The sequence below is a fragment of the Vibrio anguillarum genome, from assembly GCF_001989995.2.
Taxonomy (GTDB): domain Bacteria; phylum Pseudomonadota; class Gammaproteobacteria; order Enterobacterales; family Vibrionaceae; genus Vibrio; species Vibrio anguillarum.
The window spans coordinates 1-2,075 of the sequence record NZ_JAHGUP010000168.1; the positions used below are offsets into that span (position 1 = coordinate 1).

2 protein-coding genes are annotated in these 2,075 nt (G+C 38.7%); both read right to left on the bottom strand.

The genetic code is table 11. The features are described from left to right. Positions 1-1,098: 1,098 nt before the first annotated feature. Positions 1,099-1,257, bottom strand: coding sequence for a hypothetical protein (locus PL85_RS18125; protein WP_171360952.1), 159 nt, complete (start codon positions 1,255-1,257; stop codon positions 1,099-1,101). 19 nt (positions 1,258-1,276) lie between these two features. Then, positions 1,277-2,005, bottom strand: coding sequence for a zeta toxin family protein (locus tag PL85_RS18130; RefSeq protein WP_115340139.1), 729 nt, complete (start codon positions 2,003-2,005; stop codon positions 1,277-1,279). Positions 2,006-2,075: the final 70 nt, after the last annotated feature.

The window sequence follows — 2,075 nt, forward strand, 5'->3', positions numbered from 1 at the left end:
CACTTTAGCCGGAGATTGACTACCCAACGGCCTAATTTAAAACACATTATTGTTTCAAACGACAAAGTAAAACGGACAATTTAGAAACTAAAACCTAATCCACGAAACGCACTTGGCAAAGAAGAAATAACAGGAAAACTTGGCGAGCTTCTAGGACTTGAATTTACAAAGAATTCTTTCGAAGAAGCCAACAACCAAGTGCTCAAAACCCATTTAGGCGCGAAAGAGCTTCAAAACCAAAGAAGCCACACCAAAGAAATAAACAAACACACCACTTCCCGTAAACAGACTTCGGTTAGTTCGAGCGCTTCACGAACAGTGCCACTGGCGAGATACATGGAAAAGTGCTAGAGCCTCAGACTAAGAAAAATAAACACGGAATTTTATGATTTATCTTAACCTCAGCTAACGCCAAATTAAGCTGCTACCAACGCACAAAGTCATTGAAAGCAATGCACCGTAATCACTAAACCATTTTGGAATCGATTCAGCCACGCGTTGGTAGTCAGGCTTGAATTTCTTGTTAGGTTATACTGTTTAATCTTCACCCACTTGGCAAAGAATCCCGCTAGATTAATGCATTGCATTGAATCACTTCCAAGTATTTCACTCAATTTGGCAGACAAATGCGACTAACCTAAAACAACTGTTTTATTGAGCCAATTAATAAACCTAAAGCGCCTTTGTGCCAGAGAAACCTTCAACCAACCTGCTCCATTTTCCAATGAAGCAACCCACGAGCCTTGGTTTTCGCCACGGCTGGAGATTGCAAAGAATTGGGACAGAAAAAGCTGACTTGCTGAAATCCGTAAACAAATGGCTAGAGAAATCCACAAATCTTTTCCCCAACCATTACGCTTTTCTCTTCGTAAACCTAACGCCCAATTAAGGTGTGAGTAACGCGACCACGAAACCCAACCATATCACCGTAAACACAAGACTCAAAGATGAAATGAAAAATGCCAAGCGTTAGGAATCACTCTTAAATTGTTTGTTATGCCTGTGTTTTTGCATGCGCTAAACTAACAGATGTAAAAAAGCCGATTCAAGTCTGTACGCTTGAATCGGCTTAAAACTGATAACTAAGAGCGCATTGGATTATGCAACAGCTCTGGCTTTCTCAATTGTAGAGTTCTGGGACTCTGAAGCTGCTACGATCACTTTTTTATAAACTTTTTTCTTTTCACTTGAAGATGTACGCTTCACAAAATTTGACAATGGTGATGAAGCAACCTTCTTACTACTAAAACTAAACATAAAGTCTCCTATCAACCTTTTAAATGCCCACAATTTTGTTTACTTCTTCTACAGTATAATTCGGTTTTAGATAAGGTTTCAAGCTACTAACATTACTATGATAAGTTCTAGTGCTACCATCATTATCTTTCAACAACAAATCTACTTGGATTTTTTTACCGAACTTTTCCTTCAGTAGTTCTATAACTAACTGAGAGCCAAAGAATTGTTCTACAAAGTGTTCCGGAAGAATCTTTCTACCTTCAACTTTTTCTCTAGCGTTAACAAATTCCCATGCCAGTTCAGGTCGTTGATACACAAATATTATCAGGACATCTCTATTTTTGTCTAAAGATCTTTGAATGTTTTTTTCTGCTACGTGATAACTTGATAATGTGCCGTCTAACAAAAAACTCTGGTCATTCTTAAAGATATAATCCATAGCCCGTTCAACGAGAGTCACAACTGCTCGCTGAAATAAGTAAGAATTCGAACCGTCATAATCTTCAAATTCAACACGCAAATCATCAGGGTCTATGCGAAGAACTTGTGTTTGGTCATCAGTGATTGAAGCTACTAATTCTTTAGATGACTCCGTTTTCCCTGCACCTGGAGAGCCACTCATAAAAACAGATACTGGAGACTCTTCTGGCAGGTATACAGTTTTATCAGTAAGCCTTCTGCAGATTTTAGTCCTGTTTTTCTTCGCAAACACAACTGCCCTATCTCTGATTGCTATTTCTTCGTCATTAAGATCCAAGGTAACCATCTCTAAATTGTCAGATTCGGCATATTATACATGATAATTTCGGCGTAAAGGCTAGTGTACCCCACGAAAA

Bases quoted from the DNA above. Each gene is read 5' to 3' on its own strand.
- PL85_RS18125 (WP_171360952.1), bottom strand. From the start codon at position 1,257: ATGTTTAGTTTTAGTAGTAAGAAGGTTGCTTCATCACCATTGTCAAAT.
- PL85_RS18130 (WP_115340139.1), bottom strand. From the start codon at position 2,005: ATGGTTACCTTGGATCTTAATGACGAAGAAATAGCAATCAGAGATAGG.